This is a genomic window from Pseudoflavonifractor gallinarum (genome assembly GCF_014982855.1).
GTDB classification, from domain to species: domain Bacteria; phylum Bacillota; class Clostridia; order Oscillospirales; family Oscillospiraceae; genus Pseudoflavonifractor_A; species Pseudoflavonifractor_A gallinarum.
This window is the reverse complement of sequence record NZ_JADCKF010000009.1, coordinates 1-23,581: the sequence shown is the minus strand read 5'-3', so window position 1 is coordinate 23,581 and position 23,581 is coordinate 1. Positions and strand designations below refer to the sequence as shown.

24 protein-coding genes, 2 tRNA genes and 2 rRNA genes are annotated in these 23,581 nt (G+C 61.2%); 8 read left to right on the top strand and 20 right to left on the bottom strand.

Features of this window, described 5'->3' with window-relative positions:
* Positions 1–65: 65 nt before the first annotated feature.
* Positions 66–1,085: a ketol-acid reductoisomerase gene (gene ilvC, locus INF37_RS10410; protein WP_186963913.1), complete on the top strand. Its 1,020-nt coding sequence runs from the start codon at positions 66–68 to the stop codon at positions 1,083–1,085.
* Positions 1,086–1,579: 494 nt separating this feature from the next.
* Here the strand turns inward: ilvC and INF37_RS10405 are convergent, their stop codons facing one another.
* Together INF37_RS10405 and INF37_RS10400 are read right to left on the bottom strand one after the other, a co-directional pair.
* A complete protein-coding gene (locus INF37_RS10405; protein WP_193538176.1) occupies positions 1,580–2,344 on the bottom strand; it encodes a helix-turn-helix domain-containing protein in 765 nt (254 codons plus the stop codon).
* Between the two features lie 93 nt (positions 2,345–2,437).
* Complete coding sequence (locus tag INF37_RS10400) at positions 2,438–2,725, bottom strand: helix-turn-helix domain-containing protein (protein ID WP_408004150.1); 288 nt, start codon at positions 2,723–2,725, stop codon at positions 2,438–2,440.
* 306 nt (positions 2,726–3,031) lie between these two features.
* Between INF37_RS10400 and INF37_RS10395 the strand changes: the two genes are divergently transcribed.
* The gene (locus tag INF37_RS10395; protein WP_180956723.1) at positions 3,032–4,294 is read left to right on the top strand and encodes a GGDEF domain-containing protein; all 1,263 of its coding nucleotides are present in this window, start codon (positions 3,032–3,034) and stop codon (positions 4,292–4,294) included.
* A 43-nt stretch (positions 4,295–4,337) separates the two neighbouring features.
* Here INF37_RS10395 and INF37_RS10390 read toward each other — a convergent pair whose 3' ends face one another.
* Positions 4,338–5,018: a FadR/GntR family transcriptional regulator gene (locus INF37_RS10390; RefSeq protein WP_101691559.1), complete on the bottom strand. Its 681-nt coding sequence runs from the start codon at positions 5,016–5,018 to the stop codon at positions 4,338–4,340.
* 113 nt (positions 5,019–5,131) lie between these two features.
* Here INF37_RS10390 and ilvD point away from each other — a divergent pair, with 113 nt between their 5' ends.
* The 3 genes from ilvD to INF37_RS10375 all read left to right on the top strand — a co-directional run bounded on the left by ilvD (position 5,132) and on the right by INF37_RS10375 (position 7,622).
* Positions 5,132–6,793, top strand: a complete 1,662-nt coding sequence (gene ilvD, locus INF37_RS10385) for a dihydroxy-acid dehydratase (protein WP_101691560.1) — start codon at positions 5,132–5,134, stop codon at positions 6,791–6,793.
* 110 nt (positions 6,794–6,903) lie between these two features.
* A complete protein-coding gene (locus INF37_RS10380; protein WP_101691561.1) occupies positions 6,904–7,245 on the top strand; it encodes a DUF4234 domain-containing protein in 342 nt (113 codons plus the stop codon).
* The gene (locus tag INF37_RS10375; protein WP_193538174.1) at positions 7,245–7,622 is read left to right on the top strand and encodes a DUF2752 domain-containing protein; all 378 of its coding nucleotides are present in this window, start codon (positions 7,245–7,247) and stop codon (positions 7,620–7,622) included. The genes INF37_RS10380 and INF37_RS10375 overlap by 1 nt, the downstream gene beginning before the upstream one ends.
* A 46-nt stretch (positions 7,623–7,668) precedes the next feature.
* Here INF37_RS10375 and INF37_RS10370 read toward each other — a convergent pair whose 3' ends face one another.
* The 6 genes from INF37_RS10370 to INF37_RS10345 form a co-directional block, all read right to left on the bottom strand.
* On the bottom strand, positions 7,669–8,505 hold the full coding sequence (locus tag INF37_RS10370; RefSeq protein ID WP_193538171.1) for a DUF975 family protein: 837 nt from the start codon (positions 8,503–8,505) through the stop codon (positions 7,669–7,671).
* A gap of 55 nt (positions 8,506–8,560) precedes the next feature.
* A complete protein-coding gene (locus INF37_RS10365; protein ID WP_193538169.1) occupies positions 8,561–10,189 on the bottom strand; it encodes a sensor histidine kinase in 1,629 nt (542 codons plus the stop codon).
* A gap of 2 nt (positions 10,190–10,191) precedes the next feature.
* A complete protein-coding gene (locus tag INF37_RS10360; RefSeq protein ID WP_193538167.1) occupies positions 10,192–10,863 on the bottom strand; it encodes a response regulator transcription factor in 672 nt (223 codons plus the stop codon).
* Positions 10,864–10,980: 117 nt separating this feature from the next.
* Positions 10,981–12,027: a TPM domain-containing protein gene (locus tag INF37_RS15880; RefSeq protein ID WP_193538165.1), complete on the bottom strand. Its 1,047-nt coding sequence runs from the start codon at positions 12,025–12,027 to the stop codon at positions 10,981–10,983.
* A 3-nt stretch (positions 12,028–12,030) separates the two neighbouring features.
* Positions 12,031–13,227 (bottom strand): toxic anion resistance protein, encoded by a 1,197-nt coding sequence (locus INF37_RS10350; protein WP_101691567.1) that lies wholly within the window; start codon positions 13,225–13,227, stop codon positions 12,031–12,033.
* 44 nt (positions 13,228–13,271) lie between these two features.
* A complete protein-coding gene (locus INF37_RS10345) occupies positions 13,272–13,961 on the bottom strand; it encodes a 5-bromo-4-chloroindolyl phosphate hydrolysis family protein (protein WP_193538162.1) in 690 nt (229 codons plus the stop codon).
* Positions 13,962–14,243: 282 nt separating this feature from the next.
* On the opposite strand from INF37_RS10345, the gene ilvA reads away from it, so the two are divergent.
* The 3 genes from ilvA to recR all read left to right on the top strand — a co-directional run bounded on the left by ilvA (position 14,244) and on the right by recR (position 16,976).
* Positions 14,244–15,455 (top strand): threonine ammonia-lyase, encoded by a 1,212-nt coding sequence (gene ilvA, locus INF37_RS10340; RefSeq protein ID WP_101691569.1) that lies wholly within the window; start codon positions 14,244–14,246, stop codon positions 15,453–15,455.
* Positions 15,456–15,701: 246 nt separating this feature from the next.
* Positions 15,702–16,346, top strand: coding sequence for a ribulose-phosphate 3-epimerase (gene rpe, locus INF37_RS10335; RefSeq protein ID WP_101691570.1), 645 nt, complete (start codon positions 15,702–15,704; stop codon positions 16,344–16,346).
* Positions 16,347–16,373: 27 nt separating this feature from the next.
* Positions 16,374–16,976 (top strand): recombination mediator RecR, encoded by a 603-nt coding sequence (recR, locus tag INF37_RS10330; RefSeq protein ID WP_101691571.1) that lies wholly within the window; start codon positions 16,374–16,376, stop codon positions 16,974–16,976.
* A 102-nt stretch (positions 16,977–17,078) separates the two neighbouring features.
* On the opposite strand, the gene INF37_RS10325 is transcribed toward recR, so the two are convergent.
* The 11 genes from INF37_RS10325 to INF37_RS10275 form a co-directional block, all read right to left on the bottom strand.
* Positions 17,079–18,086, bottom strand: a complete 1,008-nt coding sequence (locus INF37_RS10325; protein WP_193538160.1) for an asparaginase — start codon at positions 18,084–18,086, stop codon at positions 17,079–17,081.
* On the bottom strand, positions 18,083–18,688 hold the full coding sequence (locus INF37_RS10320) for an FMN-dependent NADH-azoreductase (RefSeq protein WP_193538158.1): 606 nt from the start codon (positions 18,686–18,688) through the stop codon (positions 18,083–18,085). The genes INF37_RS10325 and INF37_RS10320 overlap by 4 nt, the downstream gene beginning before the upstream one ends.
* A gap of 5 nt (positions 18,689–18,693) precedes the next feature.
* The gene (locus INF37_RS10315; RefSeq protein WP_193538156.1) at positions 18,694–19,866 is read right to left on the bottom strand and encodes a DUF2812 domain-containing protein; all 1,173 of its coding nucleotides are present in this window, start codon (positions 19,864–19,866) and stop codon (positions 18,694–18,696) included.
* A 4-nt stretch (positions 19,867–19,870) separates the two neighbouring features.
* On the bottom strand, positions 19,871–21,061 hold the full coding sequence (locus INF37_RS15580; RefSeq protein WP_207730483.1) for a DUF2812 domain-containing protein: 1,191 nt from the start codon (positions 21,059–21,061) through the stop codon (positions 19,871–19,873).
* Between the two features lie 59 nt (positions 21,062–21,120).
* A complete protein-coding gene (locus tag INF37_RS10305; RefSeq protein ID WP_193538154.1) occupies positions 21,121–21,444 on the bottom strand; it encodes a PadR family transcriptional regulator in 324 nt (107 codons plus the stop codon).
* Positions 21,445–21,553: 109 nt separating this feature from the next.
* Positions 21,554–22,285 carry a M15 family metallopeptidase gene (locus INF37_RS10300; protein WP_193538152.1) on the bottom strand — a complete coding sequence of 244 codons (732 nt, stop codon included), beginning with the start codon at positions 22,283–22,285 and terminating at the stop codon, positions 21,554–21,556.
* 17 nt (positions 22,286–22,302) lie between these two features.
* A complete protein-coding gene (gene sfsA, locus INF37_RS10295) occupies positions 22,303–22,995 on the bottom strand; it encodes a DNA/RNA nuclease SfsA (RefSeq protein WP_193538150.1) in 693 nt (230 codons plus the stop codon).
* 69 nt (positions 22,996–23,064) lie between these two features.
* A 5S ribosomal RNA gene (rrf, locus tag INF37_RS10290) occupies positions 23,065–23,180 on the bottom strand.
* Between the two features lie 43 nt (positions 23,181–23,223).
* Positions 23,224–23,339 (bottom strand): 5S ribosomal RNA (gene rrf / locus INF37_RS10285).
* Between the two features lie 39 nt (positions 23,340–23,378).
* Positions 23,379–23,453, bottom strand: a tRNA-Glu gene (locus tag INF37_RS10280).
* A 2-nt stretch (positions 23,454–23,455) separates the two neighbouring features.
* A tRNA-Lys gene (locus INF37_RS10275) sits at positions 23,456–23,531 on the bottom strand.
* Between the last annotated feature and the right edge of the window lie 50 nt (positions 23,532–23,581).

Sequence of the window (23,581 nt, the reverse complement as noted above, 5' to 3'; positions counted from 1 at the left end):
TTTCCCCATTCATGGTATCATAGGAACAATAATAATCCACCTCAAACCAAAAGGAGTGTATGATCATGGCTAAGATGTATTACGAGAAGGATTGCGAACTCAGCTACCTGGACGGTAAGAAGATCGCGATCATCGGTTACGGCTCTCAGGGACACGCCCACGCCCTCAACCTGAAGGATTCCGGCTGCGACGTGTGCGTGGGCCTGCGCGCAGGCTCCAAGCGCTGGGCCGAGGCGGAGAAGGCCGGTCTCACCGTTAAGACCATCGCCGAGGCCGCCCAGTGGGGCGACATCGTGATGATCCTCATCAACGACGAGGTCCAGGCCGATGTCTACAAGAGCGAGATCGCCCCCCACATGACCGAGGGCAAGGCCCTGGCGTTCGCCCACGGCTTCAACATCCGCTATGGCCAGATCGTGCCTCCCGCCGGTGTGGACGTCTTTATGGCTGCCCCCAAGGGCCCCGGCCACACCGTCCGCTCCCAGTATGTGGCCGGCAAGGGCGTGCCCTGCCTGGTGGCTGTGGAGCAGAATGCCACCGGCAACGCTCTGAAGCTGGCTCTGGCCTACATCGCAGGCATCGGCGGCGCCCGTGCCGGCGTGATGGAGACCACCTTCCACGACGAGACCGAGACCGACCTCTTCGGTGAGCAGACCGTCCTGTGCGGCGGCGTGGTGGACCTGATGCGCTGCGGCTTCGAGGTGCTGGTGGAGGCCGGCTATGAGCCCGAGAACGCCTACTTCGAGTGCATCCACGAGATGAAGCTCATCATCGACCTCATCAACAAGGGCGGCGTGGGCATGATGAACTACTCCATCTCCGACACCGCCGAGTACGGCGAGTATGTCTCCGGTCCCCGTGTCATCCCCCACGAGGAGACCAAAGCCCGCATGCGCGCGGTTCTCTCCGACATCCAGGACGGCACCTTCGCCGGCAAGTGGATCGCCGAGAACAAGAACGGCCGGACCTTCTTCAACTCCAAGCGTGCCCTCCTCAAGAAGCATCAGATGGAGGTCGTGGGCGAGGAGCTGCGCAAGAACATGATCTGGGGCGGCGACCAGGATCTGGACACTGCCTCCAACTAAATCCCATCATAACAACAAGCCCGGAAGGCCAATGGCCTTCCGGGCTTCTTTTTGTATGCGGCTCCTTATCGAATGTCTGAGATCCCAAGCACTTCTTTTGCCGCCTCTCGATCTGCGCGCTTCACATAAATCCGATAGCGGTAGCTGTTGTCCTCAAACAGGGTGCCGCAGGACGGTCTTGTTCCTCTGTTGAGGACTGACGGAGAACTTCTGTTGATCGTTTTCACGGTGCACTCGATCTGATTCTCCCGCAAACGGGAGGTAATGTCCCGACATTCTTCCATGGTACAGCAAGAGGTCAATTCACAGCGATTCCATACCGTGAGCATAGCAATCCTCCTTCCGGATATGACTTGTCCTCTCCCCTGCCAGCTGCTTCTGTTTTGACTCAAATTTAGGTTTTCTGGATATTTTTATTTTAATTTGAGTACTATTTCTTGTCAATTACCCTTTGGAGAGGCCTTCTGGTCTTTCCGTCACTCCAATGGTAATTTCTATTCGTATCGTTTGCCCACGATGGTCGCCGCCAGGAGCATGCCCAGCATGGCCGCCAGGGCCAGAAAACGCTCCCCCTGTCCGGCCAATCCGGGCCACAGATGACGGAGCCCCCACCACAGTGCCGGAAAAAGGGCCAGCGCCCCCAGTAGCCACCCCCGCATGGCGTTCAGAATATGGGGCCAGTTGCTGTTATGAAAGCGTACTCCGGGCAGATTCATCCGGAAAGGCCCGTCGCTGTAACTGCTGATGCGGTTCTGATCATAGTAGGCAGGCAGCTGCTCCTTTGCGCCAAAGCACAGATAGGCTCCAAAGAGAAGGGAGAGCAATTCCACCAGTATCACCGTGTCCTCCAGATCGGTCCAGCCATACCCGCCCCTTGTCAGCAGGAGCACGGTCTGTACCAGTCCGGCCAGCGCGCAGAGGACAAAGGCCAGCTGCCATCTCCTCCGGCGCTGCGCACGCGCGCTCTGTTCCCCCTCACTCAGACGCAGGGAGGCGTTCACCAGCGCCTCCACCTCCTCCACCGGAAGCTCCCTTGTCTGGTTCCGTTCCCCCCGGAGCAGCTCGGTGACGCTCACCCCCAGGCAGTCCGCCAGCGGCAGAAGGAGCGTCACATCGGGCAGGCTCAACCCCCGCTCCCACTTGCTCACCGCCTTGTCGGATACATAGAGCTGCTGTGCCAGCTCCTTCTGCGTCATGCCCCGCTCCCGGCGCAGCTGATGCAAAAAGGTCCCAAAGCGCTCTTTTTCAATTTCGTACATCGGCTTCCCTCCTTCTCTCCCCATCCTATCCGGAGGGATCGCCCACGTCAATCGACCAGCAGTAGAGTCCTTGGGGCACAAGGCTTCCCTATTTTATTCCGCCTGGGTGTCTCGTCTTTCCGCCTCCGCCTGGCGAAGCAATTTCTCCATGGATACGCCGTACAGTTTGGCCAGCGTCAGCAGATTGGCGGTGCTGGGGCAGGAGAGTCCGCTCTCCCATTTACTCACCGCCTGACAGCTCACCCCCACCGCTTCCGCCACAAACTCCTGGGTCATCCCGCAGCGCTTCCGGTGGGCTTTGAGCACCTCTCCCAGCGTGTCACTTGTGTCGCTCTGCCGCGCCTGTTCCTCTCCTTTCCCGCCCCGTCTCTTTCGAGCCACCAGGAGTACCACAACCACTACTGCAACAACCACGATCCACAGGAGAAATAAAAACGGAATCAGTATCCCCATCGTCATCATATATGTTTTGCACCTCTTTCGTTCAGGATTCCTCTATTCTACTCCATAGAGTACGGTTGCGTCCACCAACCGGGGCGCAACCACAGGTTGCGCCCTCCATATAACATCCACCCGGCTGGCAGACAAGCGTTCTGTCTTGCTGTCTGCGGTTGACGGAATTCCCGGATTCCTGTATAATGCCTCTACCATTTTTGTCACCACATGTTCCTGCCAGAGGTGAGCCGATTGAAGCCTTATCATGACATTTCCCGCGCCGACCTGCTGCGGTCTTATCTGGGATTGCCCGACAGTCTGGACGATCAGGACGCTATTTTTTTCCGTATCTACCAACAGAGCCATCGGTTTCATAGCATGCTGCTGGGCCTGATCATCTTCTATGAATGTGTGATGCTGGTGTTGATGGCCACCCGCCCGGGCGGTCCCTTTCTCCATCTCCGGCGGCTGACCTATATCCTGCTCTACCTCTCCCTGCTGGCTGCGACGATTTTTGTGCTGCTCTATACCAGGCAGCTGGGACGGCAGATGCCCCAGATGATCCGCCGGTATTTTGGCGTATACCATCTCTATGTGGTCTTTCTCAATCTCTGGAGTGTGGGGATCACCCTCAATGATCAGCTGGGCGGAAACAGTCTGATCGTCTACACCTGTATTGTCCTGAGCACCGCCTTTTTCTCCATGATGTCCCCCTGGAAAAGTGCTCTGCTCTATCTGTCGGATTTTATCCTGCTCAACCTGATGCTCCCCTTTTTCCCCTGCCCCAACGGACTGGACCAGCGCTTCAGCAACGGCATCAACAGCCTCTTTCTCTCCCTGCTGGCTCTGGCGCTCTCCATCTATACCTATCGAAGTCAGATTCGCCTCAAGGCGGACGAGCTGCTCATTGAGCGCCAGTATGAGGAAATTCAGCGCTCCCACCAAATTCTCCGGCAGGAGGTCATGTCGGATACGCTGACTGGACTCCACAACCGCCGCTATCTGCACCGCACGGTGGCGGAGCGGTTCCGCCGCTGTCGGGAGGATGGGGAGAGCGCCGCCTGTATCATGCTGGATATCGACCACTTCAAGCGCTACAACGACCGCTACGGTCATCCCCAGGGAGACCGTCTCCTCCAACAGATGGCGCAGTTCCTGCTCCATCACGATGCGCTGAAAGAGGCGGACATCATACGCTACGGCGGGGAGGAATTTGCCCTCTTTCTCTATGGTCCCGTCTGTGCTCAGGCACTGGAGATCGCCCGTCGGGTGGTGGACTCGCTGGCCCGGAAACAGCTTCCCCACTGGGACAATGAGGGCCGCCGGGTCACCCTCAGCGCCGGAGTCTGTGCCGAGATCCCCATCCCATCAGATGGGACCCTGGAAGAACTGATCGCCCGGGCGGATACCGCCCTCTATGAGGCCAAACGCACCGGCCGAAACCGGGCGGTGGCCTGCCCCTTCCGCTCTTCCGGCTCCCAAAAGAGCGCCTCGGAATGCGGTATTCCAATTTGATATTCCATAAAAGACAGGCCGGCGGAAATCGCCGGCCTGTCTTTTATTCCCCTTCCAGTCCCATCACGTCCATACTGTGGCGCATGTGGATGGCCATGGCGTGCTCGGCTCCGGTTCCGTCCCGGCGGGCAAAAAACTCCAGGAGCAGTGCGTGGTCCCGCAGAGTGTCCTCCGCCAGCTGTTCTCCATGCTCTCCCGCCTCCACTGCGGTCATGACCGCTCGGTCGATGAGGGGCAGCAAACGGGTGAGGAATTCATTGTGAGTGGCCCGGACGATGGACGCATGGAAGGCTCCGTCGGCGGCGGTGCGGTCCTTTCCCGCCCGGATGCACCGCTCCACCGCGGCCCCCCGCTCCAGAATGTCAGCCAGTTCTCCCTCGGTGGCCCGGCAGCAGGCCAGCCGGGCGGCGGCCGGCTCAAAGATGCTGCGCAGTTCAAAGAGGTCCCGCAACTGTCCCTTCACCCGGCTCAGACCGCCGAAGCCAAAGTCCTCAATGCCCTCCACCTCCCGGGAGACAAAGGTGCCCTTTCCGCGGCGCACCTCCAGCACCCCCTGGGCCGTGAGCGTGCGCACTGCCTCCCGCAGGGTGGCACGGCTCACGCCCAGGGCCTGCGCCAGCTCCAGCTCGTTGGGCAGTTTCTCACCCGGGGCGATCTGTTTTTCCAGGACGATCCGCGCATACAGCCGCTCCGCCGTCTGCTGTGCCAGGTTTTTTTTCTCCATAAAAGCCTCCCTCTCCTGCTTGACATCTTTCTTGCTCTTATTTTATAATAAGTTATCATACAACACAAGCGTCATCATACAACTTTGTTTGCGATTTTGAGGAGGTCTTTTCCATGCGCAGTGATCATGTGACAAAAGGTGTGGAGCGCGCCCCCAACCGCTCCCTCTTCTATGCTCTGGGCTACACCAAGGAGGAGCTGGAGCGTCCTCTCATCGGCGTGGTTTGCTCCTATAACGAGATCGTTCCCGGCCATATGAATCTGGACAAGATCGCCGAGGCCGTCAAGGCCGGCATCCGCGCCGCCGGCGGCACTCCGGTGGAGTTCCCCGCCATTGCGGTGTGCGACGGCATCGCCATGGGCCATATCGGCATGAAGTACTCCCTGGTCACCCGAGATCTCATTGCCGACTCCACTGAGGCCATGGCCATGGCTCACCAGTTTGACGGTCTGGTCATGATCCCCAACTGCGACAAGAACGTGCCCGGCCTGCTCATGGCGGCCGCCCGGGTGAACATCCCCACCATCTTCTGTTCCGGCGGCCCCATGCTGGCCGGCCGACTCAACGACGGCCGCCGCTCCTGCCTGTCCCATATGTTTGAGGCGGTGGGCGCCTATAAGGCGGGCAAGCTGGATGAGGCCGGCGTGGAGGACTATGAGAACAACGCCTGTCCCACCTGCGGCTCCTGCTCCGGCATGTATACCGCAAACTCTATGAACTGCCTCACCGAGGCCATCGGCATGGGCCTGCGGGGCAACGGCACCATCCCCGCAGTCTGGTCGGCCCGTCTCCGCCTGGCCAAGCACGCGGGCATGCAGATCATGGAGCTGGTGGAGAAGAACATCCGCCCCCGGGATATCATGACCCCCGCCGCCTTCCATAACGCCGAGACGGTGGACATGGCACTGGGCTGTTCCACCAATACCATGCTCCATCTGCCCGCCATCGCCCACGAGTGCGGCATCGAGCTGGATCTGGACATGTCCAACGAGATCTCCTCCAAGACTCCCAACCTCTGTCACCTGGCCCCTGCCGGCGACACCTATATGGAGGATCTGGAGGGCGCCGGCGGCGTCTACGCGGTGATGAAGGAGCTGACCAAGCGCGGCCTCCTGGACACCAGCGTCATGACCTGCACCGGCAAAACCATGGAGGAGAACCTGGCGGGTGTGGAGAATCGGAATCCCGAGCTCATCCGTCCCATCGAGAACCCCTACTCCCCCGACGGCGGTATCGCCGTCCTCAAGGGCAATTTGGCGCCCGAGGGCTGTGTGGTCAAGCGTTCCGCCGTCGCCCCCGAGATGATGCGCCACACCGGCCCCGCCCGGGTGTTCAACAGCGAGGAGGAGGCCATCACCGCCATCTATGAGGGCAAGATCGTCTCCGGCGACGTGGTGGTCATCCGCTATGAGGGCCCCAAGGGCGGTCCAGGCATGCGGGAAATGCTCAATCCCACCTCCGCCATCTGTGGTATGGGCCTGGGCGAAAGCGTGGCCCTCATCACCGACGGCCGCTTCTCGGGCGCTACCCGCGGCGCCTCCATCGGCCATGTCTCTCCCGAAGCCGCGCTGGGCGGCCCCATCGCCTTTGTGGAGGAGGGGGACATCATCTCCATTGATATCCCCGCCTGCAAGATCCAGCTGGAAGTGGACGAGGCCACCCTGGCAGAGCGCCGTGCCAAGTGGGTTTGCCCCGAGCCCAAGGTCAAAACCGGCTACCTGGCCCGGTATGCCAAGCTGGTCACCTCCGCCGCACGGGGCGCTGTACTGGAATAATTTTACTAGGGGAGCGGTTAAAAACCGCTCCCCTACTTGTCATATTGGCATCTTTTCGGTATAATACGGGCAAGAATGAAGCAAGACATGAAGCAAGAGGAGCGTTCAATATGAAACAGAGAAGCATCCCCCTGTGTGTGATCTATTCCATCATTACCTGCGGTATTTACAGTATCTACTGGTTCATCTGCCTGACCGATGAGAGCCGTATCGTATCGGACCGCTATCAGACTTCCGGCGGTATGGCGTTCCTGTTTAACCTCATTACCTGTGGAATCTATGGGATCTACTGGGGCTACAAGATGGGCGAGGCCATGGACGACGCCCGGGCCCAGCACGGCGAGCCTGCCGGGTCTCTGCCCATTATTTTCCTGATCCTCAACCTGTTCGGTCTGTCCATTGTGACAATGGCTCTGATCCAGAACGAGCTCAATAAATACGAGATCGCCTGATGCGTGCCCGCACCCTTCGCCTGATGCGAGGTCTGGGGCTCCTGTTGGCCGCCGGACTGGCCTATGCTGCCTTCTGTCTGGTGACCGGGTGGTCCATCCCCTGCCCCTTCCATCTCCTCACCGGGTGGAATTGCCCTGGCTGTGGGGTCACGCGGATGTGTCTTGCCTTGCTGCGGCTGGACCTGGCCGGAGCTTGGCAGGCCAATCCCGGTCTCATGCTCCTGCTTCCCTTTTTAGCCGTCCTTCTGCTCTCCCTGGCCGTGCGCTATATCCGCACCGGACGGGGGCTGCCAAGCCCCGGGGAACAGAAGTTGATCTGGTGCGGTGTGGCCTATCTTCTGCTCTATGGCCTGCTCCGCAACCTGTGGGAAATCTGATCCAAAGAAAACCGCCTGTGCCAAGTGGCACAGGCGGTTTTTTTCATTACTCAAAGGTCAGAGGCGGGTCCAGGGCCTCCTGCTTGGGCGGGCGGGGGAAACGTCCGGTGACAAAGTCATAGAAATTCGCCATGGACGCCATGTAGTAGGGCGTCACCCATAGTCCCAGAATCCCCAGGGTCAGGACCGAGAGCAGCTGCCACCCCAGGAAGGAGAGCTCCAGCTTGAACAGCTCCCACTTCCAGCCCTTCATATAGGTCACGCTGTTGCGCACAGCCTCCCGGGCACCGCTCTCCGGCTCATCCAGCAGGAAGAAGTAGGTCAGGCTATAGCGCAGCATGACCCAGAAGCAGTAGACCAGAAAACCGATCATGCCGGGGACTAGGAAGAGGAAAATCCCAAAACTGCCCATTCCCATCAGGACCAGCCCCAGCACCCAGTAGATTCCCGTGCCCAGCAGCAGCCAGGGCAGCATGCACAGCGTCTGCCAGATGTCGGTCAGCAGTACTTTTCCCGCCATGGAGAAGATATTGAAGAGGCTCTGAAATCCTCCCTCCTGGCCCCGGGCCAGGTGCATGGCGTAGGCCATATACCCTGCGCTCAGCACAGCGGAAAAAAGCGCCATCACAATGGTGAAAAAGAGGAACGGCAGAAGGAATGCTCCAGTCAGCAGCTCCTCCGAGAGGTACTGTCCTCCCAAAAGCAGGCCCTCAATGGCCCGCAGGGGCGATCCGGTGGCCAGCAGGAAGATCACATAGTTTCCTCCCATGCTCACGCCGCTGGTCAGCAGCAGGTAGATCAGTGTCACCAGCATGGGATGGGGATTGGCTCCGCTCAAACAGGCGCGGGCCTCCGCTTTGATACGAATTCGGTCAAAGTTCATGGTATCCCCTCCTTTCTGTCCTCAGGATACCATAGACCGCCCCACTTGGCAAGCATCACTCACCCCCGGGCAGCTCTACCCAGAAGCGCACCCCGCCGGGGATGTTCTCCGCGCCGCAGAATCCACGGTGGAGGCGCACTGCCTCCCGCACCAGCGCCAGTCCCAGCCCGGAGCCTCCGGCCCGGGCCCGCTCCTTCTCGCCCCGCCAGAAGGTCTCAAAGAGCTGCCCCAGGTCCTCAGGCGGGATGGGCTCTCCGTCGTTCTCCACAGTGAGGCGGACGATCCGGTCCCACCGGACCAGCGTGAGGCGGATCGCTCCGCCGGGCGGCGTGTGCCGCAGGGCATTGGAGAGGAGATTGTCCACCACCTGCTCCAGGCGCATCCGGTCCCCCTCCATCCGGACCGGCTCCAGATCCAGCGCCAGGTGGATGGACTGCTCCTCTGCCGACCGGCCCAGGCGCTGGGCCGCCCCCTCTACCAGCGCGGTCAAATCCACGTCCTCCGGAAGGAGCCGCTTCTCCTCTCCTTCCATCCGGGAGAGCTCCAGCAGGTCGCATACCAGCACCCCCATCCGGTCGGCCTCATCGATCAACACAGAGAGGTATTCCTCCCGCTTTTCCGGGGCGATGTCCTCCCGCAGGGCCTCGGCGTAGGAGCGCACCACCGCCGCCGGGGTCTTGAGCTCATGGGCGGCCGCCCGGGTGAGAGAGCGCTCCCGCCGCAGGGTGTCGGCCTGCCGTTTACTGACCCGGAGGGCCAGCAGCAGCAGAAAGAGGAAGGTGGCCCCATAGGTGAATTCCAGTCCGCTGCTCCCCAGCCGCCAGGTATGGTAGGCCACGCCGTAGGCCGAAATCAGCTCCGGTTGGTCTGCCGACGGGCCGCAGCGGGCATAGCCCTGGCCGCCGCCTCCGCCGCCGGTCCAATCGGTTCCCGGCTTTCTCCCGTCCAACAGACTGTCGATGCGCCCCTCGGCCGCCCGGAAGAGGGCCAGGGCCTGCTCCGGACTGTCCTTGCTCCATACCAGGGGGGAGCTCACCTGGGCCGCGTCAAAGGGAAAGGTGGTGAGCGTCTTGTCCTGAAAGAAGGAACTGTCCGTGTCCAGCAGGACCACAGGCCCCTCCTCATAGTAGTACACCAGCTTCTGGGGGTAGACCACATTTCCCTCCTGCACTCCGATGACTTCCCCCCGCAGGCCCACCCGCTCGTTGTCACTCGCCTCGTACAGTCCGCCCTCCGTGCCATAGAAGTGGGTATAAATCGGATTGGCCCGTATCCGTTTTGCCAGCGCCACGTGCTCCTCCTCGCTGAGCACCGCGTCAAAGCAGAGGTAGTGGTCATAGACCCCTGTGCCCGGCAGACAGAAGCTTCCCCAGGTCAGGGGGGTGCGGGCCAACTCGGTCCCCTCCTGGTCGTAGAGGCGGAACACCCCCATGGCCCCCGCCGTGTCGTAGCTTGTCATCCGGTTCGTCAGGATGGCCGGCTTCTCCCATTCCTCCGCCGTCCCCTCCAGCACCAGCTGGCAGTTTTTCAGAGTAGACTCCTCGTACGACCCCATGGCGTGTTCTATCTGGTCTTGCTTGGCGTCCAGATTCTGAAAGGTAAGGACCCCCACCAGGAGGAGCCATAGGGCAAAGAAGCTCAAAAAGACACTGCGGAAGATGCGCCAAAATACCAGGTCCTTCATGGTCATCCCTCCCTGAGCTGATACCCCGCCTTGAACACGGTCCGGATCTGCCGCCCGGCACTTCCCAGGGCGGCGCGCAGGTTCTTGATCTGTACGTCCACCGCCCGCTCGTCTCCCTCAAAGTCCAGGCCCCACACCTTGTCCAGCAGCTGCGCCCGGCTGAGGACCACCCCCCGGTTGCGCATCAAACAGAGCAGCAGCTCGTATCCCCGGGGTGAGAGCGGGATCTCCAAATCGTTCACCGTACAGGTCCGTGTGCCGGTATCCAGCCCGATGGCCCCGCAGCGCAGGGTCGTCCCCAGGGTCCCGCCCCGGCTCCGGCGGATCAGGGCCATGGTACGGGCATAGAGAAGGGCCAGGGAAAAGGGCTTTCCCACATAGTCGTCCGCCCCCAGTTCATAGCCCCGCAGGGCGTGGGCCTCGTCTCCCAGCGCGGTGAGGAAGAGGATGGGGACCCCGCTGCGCTCCCGCACCGCCCGGCACACGGCAAAGCCGTCCGGTCCCGGCATCATCACATCCAGCAGCACCGCGTCATAGTCCCGTTCCCGCAGAGCCTCCAGCGCCTCGGCTCCGTCCGCCGCCGTGCGGCACGCTACACCGTGGGCGACAAAGTAGTCCCGCACCACCGTGCGCAGCCGCTCCTCATCCTCTGCCAGCAGAATGGCTGTCTCCATATTTCTCTCCCCCCTTTCGTCCCTATCATACCATCCACTTGTGTCCAAGTTATGTGGCCATCCAGAAAAAACGGGAGTGCCGGAGCACTCCCGTTTCCTGTTCCTACTGCGCAGGTCTCAGCGGCGTCCGCCGCCAAAGCCCCCGCCTCCTCTGGAACCTCCAAAGCCGCCGCCTCGGCTGCCTCCGAAGCCACCGCCTCGGCTGCCTCCGAAACCACCGCCTCGTCCGCCCCGGGAACCGCCGAAGCTGCTGCCTCGTTCGTTCCGGGAGCCGCCGAAGCCACCATGGCTCCCGCCCGAGGGCCGCCCGCCGAAGGTTCCGCCTCCTCTGGGTCCGTGGTTCCCCGCACCTCCAAATCCACCGGGGCCACGTCCGCCCGGCGGGGGTGGGGGCGGGGCATTCCACCGCCGCCGGTACCAGCCGTACCGGGGTCCGTGCCAGAAGAGAATGGGCCGGAAGAGCACCGGGGGATTGGGCACGCCATAATAGCGGCGGCGGTACTCATTATAGCGGTACTCATCGGCCACACAGGCCAAAACAAAGACAAGAGCCACCGCAACGACGGTCATGGAGACCCAGTCCACCGACGCTTTGGACGACGTGGTATAGCCCGCGGTGCCCATATCCCCGGTACCGAAGGCGTTCTGGTAGAGCTCATCCATCCCCTGATAGAAGCTGAGGACACCATCCTCCCAGGCGCTGCCCGAGAGGACCCGGCTGTCCAGATCCTCCATCGCCTGGGTGGTGAGCAGGGTGGAGAACTCGGTTCCGGGAAAGAGGTAATAACTTCCCTGGGACGCGTCGATATAGAGGATCGCATCCCCCTCGCCCAGTCCCATGTCCAGACCGGCCGCCTGTGCCGCCTCCTCCAGAGAGCCAGAGGTCGTATGCTCCACCGTCACCAGCGCCACCACACTGTGGTAACGGGCATCCCAGTTGGCATTGTAGAGCCGCACCGTCTGCTCCGCCCCTTCGGAGAGGAGCCCGGCCTGGTCGTCCAAAAAGCGGCTCACCGCGCCGGTGTCCAGGGAGTTATCCAGCGGCACTCCGGTGTCCTGGGGCAGCAGATACTGTTCCTTGCGCAGCTGTCCGATCCCGATGGCGGCCAGGATCATCAGCACTGCCAGCAGCAGCGCTGTGCCGCGCTTTTTCAGGGCGCCCAAGGCTTAACCCCGCAGCTCCAGCAGTTTCTGCTTGAGCTCGCCCTCGATCCGTCCCAGTTCCACTTCGGCCTCCCGGCGCTTCTGAGCGCCGTCCTGCTGGATCTTCATCACCTCGTCCAGGGTGGAGATCAGCTGCTGATTCGTATGCTGGAGGGTCTGGATGTCCACCACACTCCGCTCGGCCTCCCGTGCGGTCTCGATGGTGCCCATCTTGAGCATGTCCGCATTCTGCCGCAGGAGTTCATTGGTCATATTGGTGACGGCGCTCTGGGCCGCGGTGGCCTGGCGAGAGTGCTCCAGCCCCAGGGCCAGGACCATCTGGCTCTTCCACAGGGGGATGGTGTTGACCAGCGAGGACTGGATCTTCTCCAGCATCAGGGCGTCGTTGTTCTGGATCAGCCGGGTCTGGGGACCCATCTGCACCGAGATCATACGGGTCAGCTCCAGGTCGTGAAGCTTCTTCTCAAAGCGGCTGCACATATTGGCCAGATCGTTGTAGGCCTGGGCGTCCTCCTGGGCGCCGGTCTCCCCGGCCTTGCGCTTGAGGGCCTCCAGGTCCTCCGCCCGGACCTGCTGGAGGCGCTTTTTCCCGGCCAGGATATACATGGTGAGCTCCTTATAGTATTTCATATTGAGCTCATACATCTGGTCCAGCATGGCTACGTCCTTCATCAGGGTGACCTGGTGCTGCTCCAGAATGGAGACGATCTTGTCCACATTGGTCTCCGCCTTGGAGTAGGCAATCTTCATCTCCTCCAGTTCATCCTTCTTTTTCTGGAAGAAGCCAAAGATGCCCCCCTTCTTCTCCTCCGGGGTGCCCACATGCTTGAGCTCCACCACCAGAGAGGAGAGGGCTTGGCCCACCTCGCCCAGGTCCTTGGTCCGCACCGAGTTGAGGGCATTCTCCGAGAAACCGGCGATATTCTTCTGGGCCGCCGCGCCGTACTGGAGGACCATGTTGGCGTCGGTGATGTCGATCTTCTGGGCAAACTCGTCCACCATCTTCCGCTCGGCCTCGGTGAGACGGCTCTCATCCAGCTTGACCGCGTTGGCGTCCCGCTCGGCCTGGGTCATGGCCGCGCTCTGCTCCTCCGTCTGGGGCGTCAGCGTCAGCTCAGGAGCCTGGGGCGCGGCGGCCGCAGCGGTGTCCAGGGTGGGCGTCAGAGTCAGTTCCGGCATGGTATCCAATTTATCCGACATAGTGATTCGTCCTTTCCTATTTCAATTCGTAATATTTCTTTCCTTTATTCCGGTTTGGTTTCAAAATCCGATCCGCTCAGACCCTCTCCCGCCAGCATCTGCTCCAGTACGATGATGTCGCTGGCAATGTCCAGTGCCTCATCTCCAAAGAGGGCGTCCAGCTGCCGGTCAAAGGCGGCGACGATGGTCTCCATCATGGTCTCGATCTTGCCCATGGTCCCGTCAATGTTGGTGCCCGACACACCGGCACTTCCCATCCGGTCATAGGCGTTGAGCAGCTTGAGGGTGGTGGGCAGATAGTAGTTGAGGAACTTTCGGATCTGAGAGCGCTTCTCCGGGTGCTGCGCCACATAGTCCAGGATCTTTCCGGTCACCTCTTCCAGGTGGTCGATCTGGGCCGAGATGGTGGCATCCTCAATGTTGTCGTTGAGGCGGCGCATCTCGCTCAGCGCCCGCTCCCGTTCCTTTTTGAGGGCTGCGATCTCCGGATCTTCGCTCGTCTCCTCCTTGGTCTCTGCCTTTTCCTCCGGTTCCTTCTGCTCCGGCTCGTCGGGCACGATCAGGACCCGGTCTTTCCAGATCAGACAGCGCCCCAGCACATAGACCGCCAGGGAGGCCGCCGCCGCCCCAAACCAGTGCAGGGGCTGATAGAGGGGCAATACCAGGGACCAGATCAGCCAGGTGACGCCCACGGCATAGATGGGGGCCACAGAAGGTCGTCTTTCTTTCGCCATTTGCATATCCTCCAAAACAGGGGCTTATTTGAGCTGGTTTTATTGTACCTTTCCGCAGTTGGGGTGTCAAGAAACATCCGCTTCCAGCGGGAATGGCACTTTCTCTCGTTGACTTTAGCGTGAAAAATTATTATGATATATGCAGTGCATCCGCCCCAGCGGCGGTACTTCTATTTTGGGGCTCCAGGGCCTTCCGGGTCCGGAGATACACGCAACGGTCATGGTCGCTCCTTTGTGTGAGGCGGCTCCCATCCGCTGTGTCAATGAAAGGGGACGTCTCTCATGCTTACGCTCAACGAGTTCAAGGCCGCCCGCAATGTATTGTCCGGCGTCATCCTGAACACCAACCTGATTTACAGCCCCGCCCTTTCCAAGAGCACGGGCAACCATGTCTATATCAAGCCGGAGAACATGCAGGTCACCGGCGCCTACAAGATCCGCGGCGCATACTATAAGATCAGCACCCTCTCGGAGGAGGAGAAGGCCCGGGGCCTCATCACCGCCTCCGCAGGCAACCACGCCCAGGGCGTGGCCTATGCCGCCCAGGCCGCCGGCGTCAAGGCCACCATCGTCATGCCCACCACCACGCCGCTGGTCAAGGTCAACAACACCAAGGACTACGGCGCGGAGGTCATCCTGCACGGCGAGACCTTTGACGATGCCGCCGCCCTGTGCGCCCAGCTGGCGGAGGAGCGGGGCCTCACCTATGTACACCCCTTCAACGACCCCGCCATCGCCACCGGCCAGGGTACCATCTCCTATGAGATCTTCCAGGACCTGCCCGATGTGGACATCATTCTGGTGCCCATCGGCGGCGGCGGACTGGCCACCGGCGTGTCCACCCTGGCCAAGCTCCTCAATCCCAATGTCACCGTCATCGGCGTGGAGCCTGTGGGTGCCGCCAGCATGAAGGCCAGCCTGGAGGCCGGTCACATCGTCACCCTCCCCACCATCGACACCATTGCCGACGGCGTGGCCGTCAAGACGCCCGGCGACCAGATCTTCCCCTATATCCAGAAGAATCTGGACGACATCATCACCATCCACGACAGTGAGCTGGTGGACGCCTTCCTGGATATGATGGAGCGCCACAAGATGGTGGTGGAAAATGCCGGCCTGCTCACCATCGCCGCCCTCCATCACCTCAACTGCAAGGGGAAAAATGTGGTGCCTGTCCTCTCCGGCGGCAACATGGACGTGATCACCATCTCCTCCCTGGTCCAGCACGGCCTCATCAACCGCGGCCGGGTCTTTACCTTCTCGGTGCAGCTGCCCGACCGCCCCGGCGAGCTGGTGCGGGTAGCCAACATCGTGGCCCAGGAGAACGGCAACATCATCAAGCTGGAGCACAACCAGTTCGTCAACATCAATCGTCAGGCGGGCGTAGAGCTCCGGGTCACCACCGAGGCCTTCGGCCACGCGCACAAAAATGCCATCCTGGACGCCTTTAAGGCCGCGGGCTACGACGCCCGCGTGGTCAATACCGTCCTGTAAACGCTCTTTGTTGGCCGCCGGCGAAGCCCACCGGCGGCCAACTATACCCAGCGGCGCACACAGTGCTCCCTGCCGGTTCCGGGCCCGTGGGGCCGGGGAGAGCTTCCGGCCGGTCTCTGTGTGCAGACGGCCGTGCCGTCCCTGCCGCGTGCACTATCCTATGCGCAATGGGAACGGGCGGTGCGCCCGCCCTCCCACGAGTATATACCCCACAGCTTTTCCATGGTATGAACGGAGGATGAAAGTATGATTAAAATTGCCCCTTCTATTCTCTCCGCGGACTTTGTAAACCTGGAGCGGGACATCAAGCGGGTCTCCACCGCCGACTGGCTCCACGTGGACGTCATGGACGGCCACTTTGTGCCCAATCTGACCATCGGTATCCCGGTGGTCAAATCCATTCGCAAATGCACCGATATGTTCCTGGATGTGCACCTGATGATCGATAAGCCGGTGCGTTACATCGAGGACTTTGCCAAGGCCGGCGCCGATCTCCTCTCGGTCCATCTGGAGGCCGACGGCCCCACCGGCATTGCCCAGGCCCTGCGGGTCATGGAGGACTGCGGGGTGAAGAAGGCGGTGGCCCTGCGCCCCATCACCTCTCCCAAGGCCATCCTGCCCTACCTGGAAAACCTGGACATGGTGCTGGTCATGACGGTGGAACCCGGCTTCGGGGGCCAGTCCTTCATGGCCGACCAGCTGGACACGATCAGCCAGGTCCGCTCCCTGATCCGCCAGTATAACCCCGCCTGCCGGCTGCAGGTGGACGGCGGCATCAATCCCGAGACCGCCCGCCGGGTCATCGCCGCCGGGGCCGACACCCTGGTGGCCGGCTCTGCCGTCTACGGCGCGGCCGATCCCGCCATGGCCATCGCGGCTCTGCGGGGCTAACTCTCAACCATCATCGGAGGTCCATCCATGCAGTATTTTCCCCCTGCTCTGGAAACCCTTACGGAGCAGTTCGCCCGTCTGCCGGGCATCGGCCATAAGAGCGCCCAGCGCCTGGCCTTTTTCGTCCTCTCCCAGAGTGCCGAGGACGTACAGGCCTTTGCAGACGCCCTCTTAGGCGCCAAGCACTCCATCTCCCTGTGCCCGGTCTGCCAGAATCTGACCGAGGGCGAGGGCCCCTGTGCCCTTTGTTCCAGCGATAAGCGGGATCGGGGTGTCATCTGTGTGGTGGCCAGTCCCAAGGATGTGGTGGCCATCGAGCGTGCTCGAGAGTACGATGGACTCTACCATGTGCTCCACGGGGTCATCTCCCCCATGAACCACGTGGGCCCCGACGACCTGCACATCAAGGAGCTGGTGGAGCGGGTGGCCGCCGGTGGCGTGCGGGAGGTCATTATGGCCACCAACCCCGACACCGAGGGAGAGGCCACAGCCATGTACCTCTCCCGGCTCCTCAAGCCCTTCCAGGTGAAGGTGACCCGTCTGGCCTACGGCATCCCGGTGGGCAGCCACCTGGAGTATACCGACGACGCCACCCTCATGCGCGCCCTGGAGGGACGGCGAGAGATCTGAGGGACACCCTCCCATACAACTGCAAAACAGCCTGTGGAGGATTCCACAGGCTGTTTTATTTTTTCTCTTTATTACCTTTTGGAATCACACGGTCCCGGCGGATTACTCCAGGGTCACCTCGCCGGCCAGGCTGGTCTCAAAGTAACGGCGGACCTGCTCCGGGTCCTGCGTCTGCCCCAGGGCCCACATGAGCTTGGTGACCGCCGCCTCGGTGGTCATGTCCCGCCCCTGGATGACACCCTGCTCCAGCGCCCGGCGTCCCACCTCATAGACCGCAAAATTACTGGGCTCATAGAGGCACTGACTGCACACCACCACCGACACGCCCGCGGCCGCGGCCGCCTGGAGCTTGGCCACCAGATCCCGCCGCACAAAGTGCAGGCCGCCCGCTCCGAAGGCCTCGATCACGATGCCCCGGTAGTGCATCTGGAGAAGCATGTCAAAGATCTCAGGCTCCACCCCCGGGGTGAGCTTCATCAAAAATACCCGGGGGGAGAGGGCGTCTCGAAGCACACATCCCTCACCCCGCAGCGGGGGAAGGGCGGCCGGGGTACAGTCCAGTCCGCCTCCGGAGGCCTGGGCCACATAGGGCCAATTCACGCTCTCAAAAGCGTCAAATCCGGTGGTGCGGGTCTTGACCGCACGGGTGCCCAGGATGATCTTACGGTTAAAGGCCACAAATACGCCGCCGATCCCGCTCTCCGCCATGGCCAGCGCCAGGCGCAGGTTCTCCTGTCCGTCGGAGAGGGGATGCTCAATGGGCAGCTGGGACCCGGTGAGCACCACCGGGATGGAGATCCCCTGGAGCATGAAGGACAAAATGGAGGCCGTATAGGCCATGGTGTCGGTCCCATGGGTAATGACGATGCCGTCATACTCCCGGCTGGAGGCAAAGACATGCCGTCCAATGATCTGCCACTCCTCCGGCTGGATATTGGAGCTGTCCATGCGCAGGATATCCCGCACCGTGATCTCATACCGCTTCAGCACCGCAGAGGGCAGCATATCGGTCAGGGCCTCTCCGTCCAATCCGGGGGCCAGTCCCTCCTTCGTGGGCTGGGACGCAATGGTGCCGCCGGTCGCCAGCAGCAGGAGCTTGGGTTTGTTCAAAATGTTTTCGCCTCTTCCACGCAGCGCTCCAGAGCCTGAGCCATGATCTGCTCTGCGTCATTTGTAATGATATCCAATCCGTCCGCCGCGATACAGCGGAACTCGGGAATGCCGAACATATGGCAGATCACCTTGAGCTGACTGGCTCCCAGTTCCAGCCACTGGACCTCCGGCGCAGAAAAATCTCCGCCCCGGGTGGTGATGAAGAGGAGCTTTTTCGCCTTGCAGAGGCCGTGCTCCACCCCGTCCTCGTCATAGTAGAAGGTCAGATTGACCCCGGAGATCCGCTCCAGATAGACCCGCAGCAGGGCGGGAAAGGACTGCTCCCAGAAGGGGGCCGCGATGACGATGCGGTCGGCCGAGGTAAACTGGTGGGAGACCTCAAACATGGGGTGATCGGTCTGCTTGGCCGCCAGCAGGGACTCCTGAAGCTCCAGCGTGTCGGGATAGAGGGGCTCCAGGCGCTCCTGCATCAGATTGCGCTCGGTGATCTCGTCCTCCGGATGGAGGGCTGCGTACTCCGCCAGAAAGGCGCGGGCCAGCTTCAGAGTGCGGGACTTCTCCTCCCGGACACAGGCGTTGACGAAAAGTACCTTTGCCATCGGTATCACGCTCCTAATTTCGTTTGTGATACTATTGTAGCAAGAAGGGCCGGGTCCGTAAAGTCCAAATCTGCCATAAGACGGACCACCGTCTTTCCCCTGCGGAGGATGAGATATTCACCCCGCTCATATTGATACAGCACGCTCTCCTCCGCACCAGAGACCTCCACCGGGATGGCTGTCCCCTCGCCCCGGCCGCAGAGTATGGCCTTGGTCTCATCCTGGTCCGCTTTTTGCTCTAGCTCCCGGAACACCCGCCCGGCCAGAGCGGAAGTGGCCGCGTCATAGCGCTCCACGTAGAGGATGCCCCCCGGCCCCCTGCTCTGGACAAAACTCACTGTGGAGAGCAGCCCGCTCCCCTCCTGCCACATGATGTCGTCGGTTCGGGTGATTCCGCCCAGATCGGCCGCTGTGACCACCGGCCGGCCCTCTTCTGCCAGCTGTGCGGGATCCAGCGGCGTCTCGGTGCGCAGGTTGCCCGTCCAGAGGGTACTCAGCAGCGCCGCTGCCAGAACAGGCAGCCAGAGGGCATCCCCCCAGGCCCGCACCCGAGCGCCCCGGAGAGAGGGACTCGGAAGGACCTCCCCCTGGGCCCGCCGCAGCTTCCAGCCATACCGGCACACATGGAACAGCTTGTAGAGCTGCCACAGGAGCCCCAGCCCGATCATTCCCAGGGCCAGAAGCTCCCCCGGATGGAGCAGGAGCTCAAACCAGTAGACCGCCCTCCGCTCCGCGTAAAAAAAGAGTAGCGTGGAGAGCACCACCGTAACGAGGACACTGGCCGTGGACTCCACCGCCGGGCGCACCACCTGCTGCTGGAAGCGCGCCTGCTCCAGCTCCGGGTCGGTCTGAAGAGGGACAGGGTTCTGTCCGCGGATGGATTTGTAGATCCGCTGTGCCCCGCTCTCCCCCACCTGCTCCCAGCCTGCATCGGCACAGAGCTGACGATATTCCGCCTGTCGCTCCACCCAGCCCTCCTGCGACTCCTCCCGCCTGCGCGCGGGAACCAGGTCCACCGTGTAGCGCACCTCCGGGCAGCTCAGGGGCACAAAGACGGCGATGCAGCCGGCCAGCACCCGCTCCAGCTCCCAGCCACGGGCTTTCCAGTCCTCCAGCCAGGTCTCGGCCGCCCGGTAATCCTCATCCCGAAAGCCATAAAACGCATACCGTTTTTTCATCGTTTCACTCCAGATCCAGCCGCTCCAAGACAGCATTCCACATACGCTCCCCGGTCAGGTCGGGCGCTCCTCCGTCCAGAATATGCGCCCCCACCAGGGCAACCGTGCAGCCCTCCCGCAGCAGGAGGAAGGAACCGTCCCGGGCGCTCCAGCTCTCATCCAGGCCCAGCTCCACCGGTACAAAGTCCAGAAGTCCGTATGCCTCGTACCCGCTGCGCCCACTCTCCCATCGGATGGCCCGCACCAGAAGGGAGGCGTATCCATCGCTCACACAGGTATAGCGGTCGCAGGAGAGGAACTGGTATCCCTCTTCCTCCCGGGCGTCCTCGTGATACCGGAGCCCCTGTACCAGCAGGGACCAGACCGGCTCCTCCCGGATGTACGTCACCGCATTGGGGTCCACCCCCATCTCCTCGGCCATAGCCAGAGGGCGCTCCCGCAGCTCCGGGCGGTGGGCGGCCACATCGTAGCCGCTGTATCCCAGGAAGGGGATAAACAGCTCCACCAGCTGAAAGATCACGCACAGCTCCATGAGCAGCCAGCCCAGCCACCCCACGCCGCCCCGGAAGCGGGACCAGAAGGGGGAGCTGGCCACCGGCTCCTCCCGCTCCACCGCCCGTTTCCAGCGCCGCCAGTGGAGCAGTCCGGCCGGAATACTCCAGAGCAGTCCGATTACACAGCAGAGAACACCAAGCGCCCCCAAAAGGCAGGCGGTGCTGCACAGGATCTCACTGGGCTTCACCGCTCTTCCCACGCCGCGCCACTGGAGCCAGCCCCACAGTGCCGCCAGAGCCGCCAGAAGCCCCAGCAACAGCAGGTGCCCCAAGATGGCCGGACGGATGGCACGCTTCCAGTAGGTACGCTCCTCCATCTTCCGGTCGGTCTGAAGGGGCACCGGCCGGGCCACAGGGCTGGAGGCAAAGATGGCCATGCCGCCGCTCTGGGCCACATACTCCCATCCGGCGTCGGCGCAGAGCTGGTAGTAGTCCTCCATATCCAGGGCGTATTCATCCGGCTTTCGGTGCAGGTCCACACAGTAGCGCAGATCGGTCCGCCCGCTGGGCCGGAACCAGGCCAGCACATTGAGCCAGATCCGGTCCAGCTCCCAGCCCGCCGCCGCCCGGCGGTTGAGCCAGTCCTCAGCCGCCTTATAGTCCATCTCCTCATAGAGAAATAGGCCCAATTTTCGTCTCATTCACATGCCTCCTCAGCTGTCCAGAATGACCTCCATCCGGTCCAGGCCCCGCTCCCGCTTCACTTCTGCTCCTCCTCTCGCAGAACGCGCTCCATATCGGCAGTCTGACGGCGGATGCGCTCATACTCCACCCGGAGCACACGATCCCCCTCTTCCGTCAGGCGGTAGTATTTCCGGTTTTCCTCCACCCGGGTGCGGCAGATCAGGGCATCCTTCTCAAAGCGCTCCAAGAGGGCATACAGGGTGCCTGCTCCCACATTCACCCGTCCTCCGGTCAGCGCGGAGATGTTCTGCATAATGCCGTAGCCGTGGCGCTCCTGCCGCAGGGACAGCAGGACATAGTACATGGGCTCGGTCAACGTATCCAGCTTTTTTCGCGCCACGATTTTCCCTCCCCTGACTATATCGAATATCGTTATAGTTATCATACGATAGGATAGCGCAGGTGTCAATCCATGAAAAAATCGGACTGCAAATTTGCAGTCCGATTTTTTACCTCTTGTCTGGAAAATCACATTCCGGGCAAAATCCATATTTCGGGGCGGTCCCGTGGGCGTGGGCCCACATCCGCTCTCCATAGGCAAAGTGCCACCACTCGGTGCAGTAGTTGATAAATCCTGCCCCGGTCATCCGGTGAAAGAGCAGACGCCGGTTCTCCAGAGCCGCTTGGTTTTCCGGATGCTCTTCCAGCCAGTGGGTATGGGCTGCCGGGGTCAGATCATCAAAGCCGGTCCCCATGTCCAGCGGGACGCCGTTTTTGCACAGAGTGAGATCCACCGCACCGCCCGTGGTATGGGGTGCGGGCGCATGGAGCCGTTTGACTGGCTTGGCCACAAAATCACTCAGGATCCGCTCCACCTCTTCCGGCTGGAGGCCCGGGGTACGCGCCCGCACAATATCCTCAAACTCCTCATAGATGGCCTTCTGGAGGGTCAGAGGCCGCAGACAGTCATAGATCAGCAGCGAATAGCACGCTGGAAGTCCCTCCACCACCTGACACAGCCTCTTCCAGACCCCCTCCCGCATAAGACACCGGTCCATGGCCCCGCGAAGTCCCCGCTTCTGATAAGCGCGGTCAAATCGAATTCGGGGATGGAGGTCTGTCACATCCAGAAGGGCTTCCCCGCAGTCCTGTGGGGCGGGTACACTGCTCAGGTCCGGGTCCTCTTCCCAGGGAATGGGCCTCTGCTGGTCCCTCCATACCCGTTCCATGTCCAGTTCCATCTCTCTCCCCCCCTCGTTCAGAGCTCTACCGGGATATTTCCTGTCAGCGTCAAACTATCCGGAGAAACCAGGCATTCCCGTGCAAAGATCTGTACCCCTGCTTCCCGGGCACGCCGCAGTGCTTCCCCAAAGGCCGGGTGGGTCCGGTCATTGGGGCGGAAACAACTCATTCCCTCCATCTGTACCACAAAGCAAAGAGCTGCCTCGTATCCCGCCGCATGGCAGGCAATCAACTCCTCAATATGCTTGACCCCGCGTTCCGTGGGGGCGTCCGGAAAGAGTACCACGCCGTTTTCCTCCAGCGTAACTCCCTTTACTTCCACAAAGCCGCGCCGTTTGGTGGAAAAGTCCTCTGCTTCCCAGTAAAAATCAAAGCGAGAATGGCCAAATTTTGTCTCCGGTTTCAGGAGCGTCAAGCCTGAAACCCATTCTCCTGCCTGGGCCCACTCCCCAAAGACTTGGTTTGGTGCCTGGGCATCCATATTGATCAAGAGGGAACCTTTTTCCACCGCAATGAGATCAAACTGTGTCTTACGCTTGGGCTGATCCGCCTTCTCCAGGTAGACCACCGCCCCAGGCACCAACAGTTCCCGGCAGCGGCCGGTATTCTTTACATGAACGACCTCCATGCTGCCGTCCACTTCCACGTGGGCTATGAAGCGGTTCGGGCGGGCCAGAAAGATCCCTCTCTTCACCTGTTTGTAGCGCATGTGGATGCCCCCTATCGAAATGAGGATAAACAAAAAACGGACAGTCGCATGGACTGTCCGCTCCTGATGTGTTGGCATTACCTATTTTCCCGGTCCGTCTCCAGACAAGTATCTTCGGCGCAGATGAGCTTAACTTCCGTGTTCGGAATGGGAACGGGTGGACCCTCATCGCAATCAACACCAACTCTGGTGAAAAGAACTGGACAATCTTACGACTGTCCAGTTCTGTGTCGGCATTACCTATCTTCCCGGTCCGTCTCCAGACAAGTATTTTCGGCGCAGGTGAGCTTAACTTCCGTGTTCGGAATGGGAACGGGTGGACCCTCACCGCAATCAACACCGACTGCTATTTCAACCGTCTCCGGTTAAAACCATAATTAAATTGGTGACCCGTACGGGAATCGAACCCATGTTTGCGGCGTGAGAGGCCGCCGTCTTAACCGCTTGACCAACGGGCCGTTGGTGCACCTTCAGGGATTCGAACCCGGGACCCACTGATTAAGAGTCAGTTGCTCTACCAACTGAGCTAAAGGTGCATACTTTCTTTCGAGAAAGAATGTATCCCGAAAAAGTGGGGTGCTCGCTG

What these genes read in the sequence shown, in the direction of transcription:
- INF37_RS10390 (WP_101691559.1), bottom strand. Translation starts at nt 5,018, where the DNA reads ATGGAGAAAAAAAACCTGGCACAGCAGACGGCGGAGCGGCTGTATGCG.
- INF37_RS10375 (WP_193538174.1), top strand. Translation starts at nt 7,245, where the DNA reads ATGCGTGCCCGCACCCTTCGCCTGATGCGAGGTCTGGGGCTCCTGTTG.
- INF37_RS10360 (WP_193538167.1), bottom strand. Translation starts at nt 10,863, where the DNA reads ATGGAGACAGCCATTCTGCTGGCAGAGGATGAGGAGCGGCTGCGCACG.
- INF37_RS10315 (WP_193538156.1), bottom strand. Translation starts at nt 19,866, where the DNA reads ATGAAAAAACGGTATGCGTTTTATGGCTTTCGGGATGAGGATTACCGG.
- INF37_RS10370 (WP_193538171.1), bottom strand. Translation starts at nt 8,505, where the DNA reads ATGAACTTTGACCGAATTCGTATCAAAGCGGAGGCCCGCGCCTGTTTG.
- INF37_RS10380 (WP_101691561.1), top strand. Translation starts at nt 6,904, where the DNA reads ATGAAACAGAGAAGCATCCCCCTGTGTGTGATCTATTCCATCATTACC.
- INF37_RS15580 (WP_207730483.1), bottom strand. Translation starts at nt 21,061, where the DNA reads ATGAGACGAAAATTGGGCCTATTTCTCTATGAGGAGATGGACTATAAG.
- INF37_RS10365 (WP_193538169.1), bottom strand. Translation starts at nt 10,189, where the DNA reads ATGAAGGACCTGGTATTTTGGCGCATCTTCCGCAGTGTCTTTTTGAGC.
- INF37_RS10345 (WP_193538162.1), bottom strand. Translation starts at nt 13,961, where the DNA reads ATGGCGAAAGAAAGACGACCTTCTGTGGCCCCCATCTATGCCGTGGGC.
- ilvA (WP_101691569.1), top strand. Translation starts at nt 14,244, where the DNA reads ATGCTTACGCTCAACGAGTTCAAGGCCGCCCGCAATGTATTGTCCGGC.
- ilvC (WP_186963913.1), top strand. Translation starts at nt 66, where the DNA reads ATGGCTAAGATGTATTACGAGAAGGATTGCGAACTCAGCTACCTGGAC.
- INF37_RS10405 (WP_193538176.1), bottom strand. Translation starts at nt 2,344, where the DNA reads ATGTACGAAATTGAAAAAGAGCGCTTTGGGACCTTTTTGCATCAGCTG.
- INF37_RS10300 (WP_193538152.1), bottom strand. Translation starts at nt 22,285, where the DNA reads ATGGAACTGGACATGGAACGGGTATGGAGGGACCAGCAGAGGCCCATT.
- rpe (WP_101691570.1), top strand. Translation starts at nt 15,702, where the DNA reads ATGATTAAAATTGCCCCTTCTATTCTCTCCGCGGACTTTGTAAACCTG.
- recR (WP_101691571.1), top strand. Translation starts at nt 16,374, where the DNA reads ATGCAGTATTTTCCCCCTGCTCTGGAAACCCTTACGGAGCAGTTCGCC.
- INF37_RS10350 (WP_101691567.1), bottom strand. Translation starts at nt 13,227, where the DNA reads ATGTCGGATAAATTGGATACCATGCCGGAACTGACTCTGACGCCCACC.
- ilvD (WP_101691560.1), top strand. Translation starts at nt 5,132, where the DNA reads ATGCGCAGTGATCATGTGACAAAAGGTGTGGAGCGCGCCCCCAACCGC.
- sfsA (WP_193538150.1), bottom strand. Translation starts at nt 22,995, where the DNA reads ATGCGCTACAAACAGGTGAAGAGAGGGATCTTTCTGGCCCGCCCGAAC.
- INF37_RS10320 (WP_193538158.1), bottom strand. Translation starts at nt 18,688, where the DNA reads ATGGCAAAGGTACTTTTCGTCAACGCCTGTGTCCGGGAGGAGAAGTCC.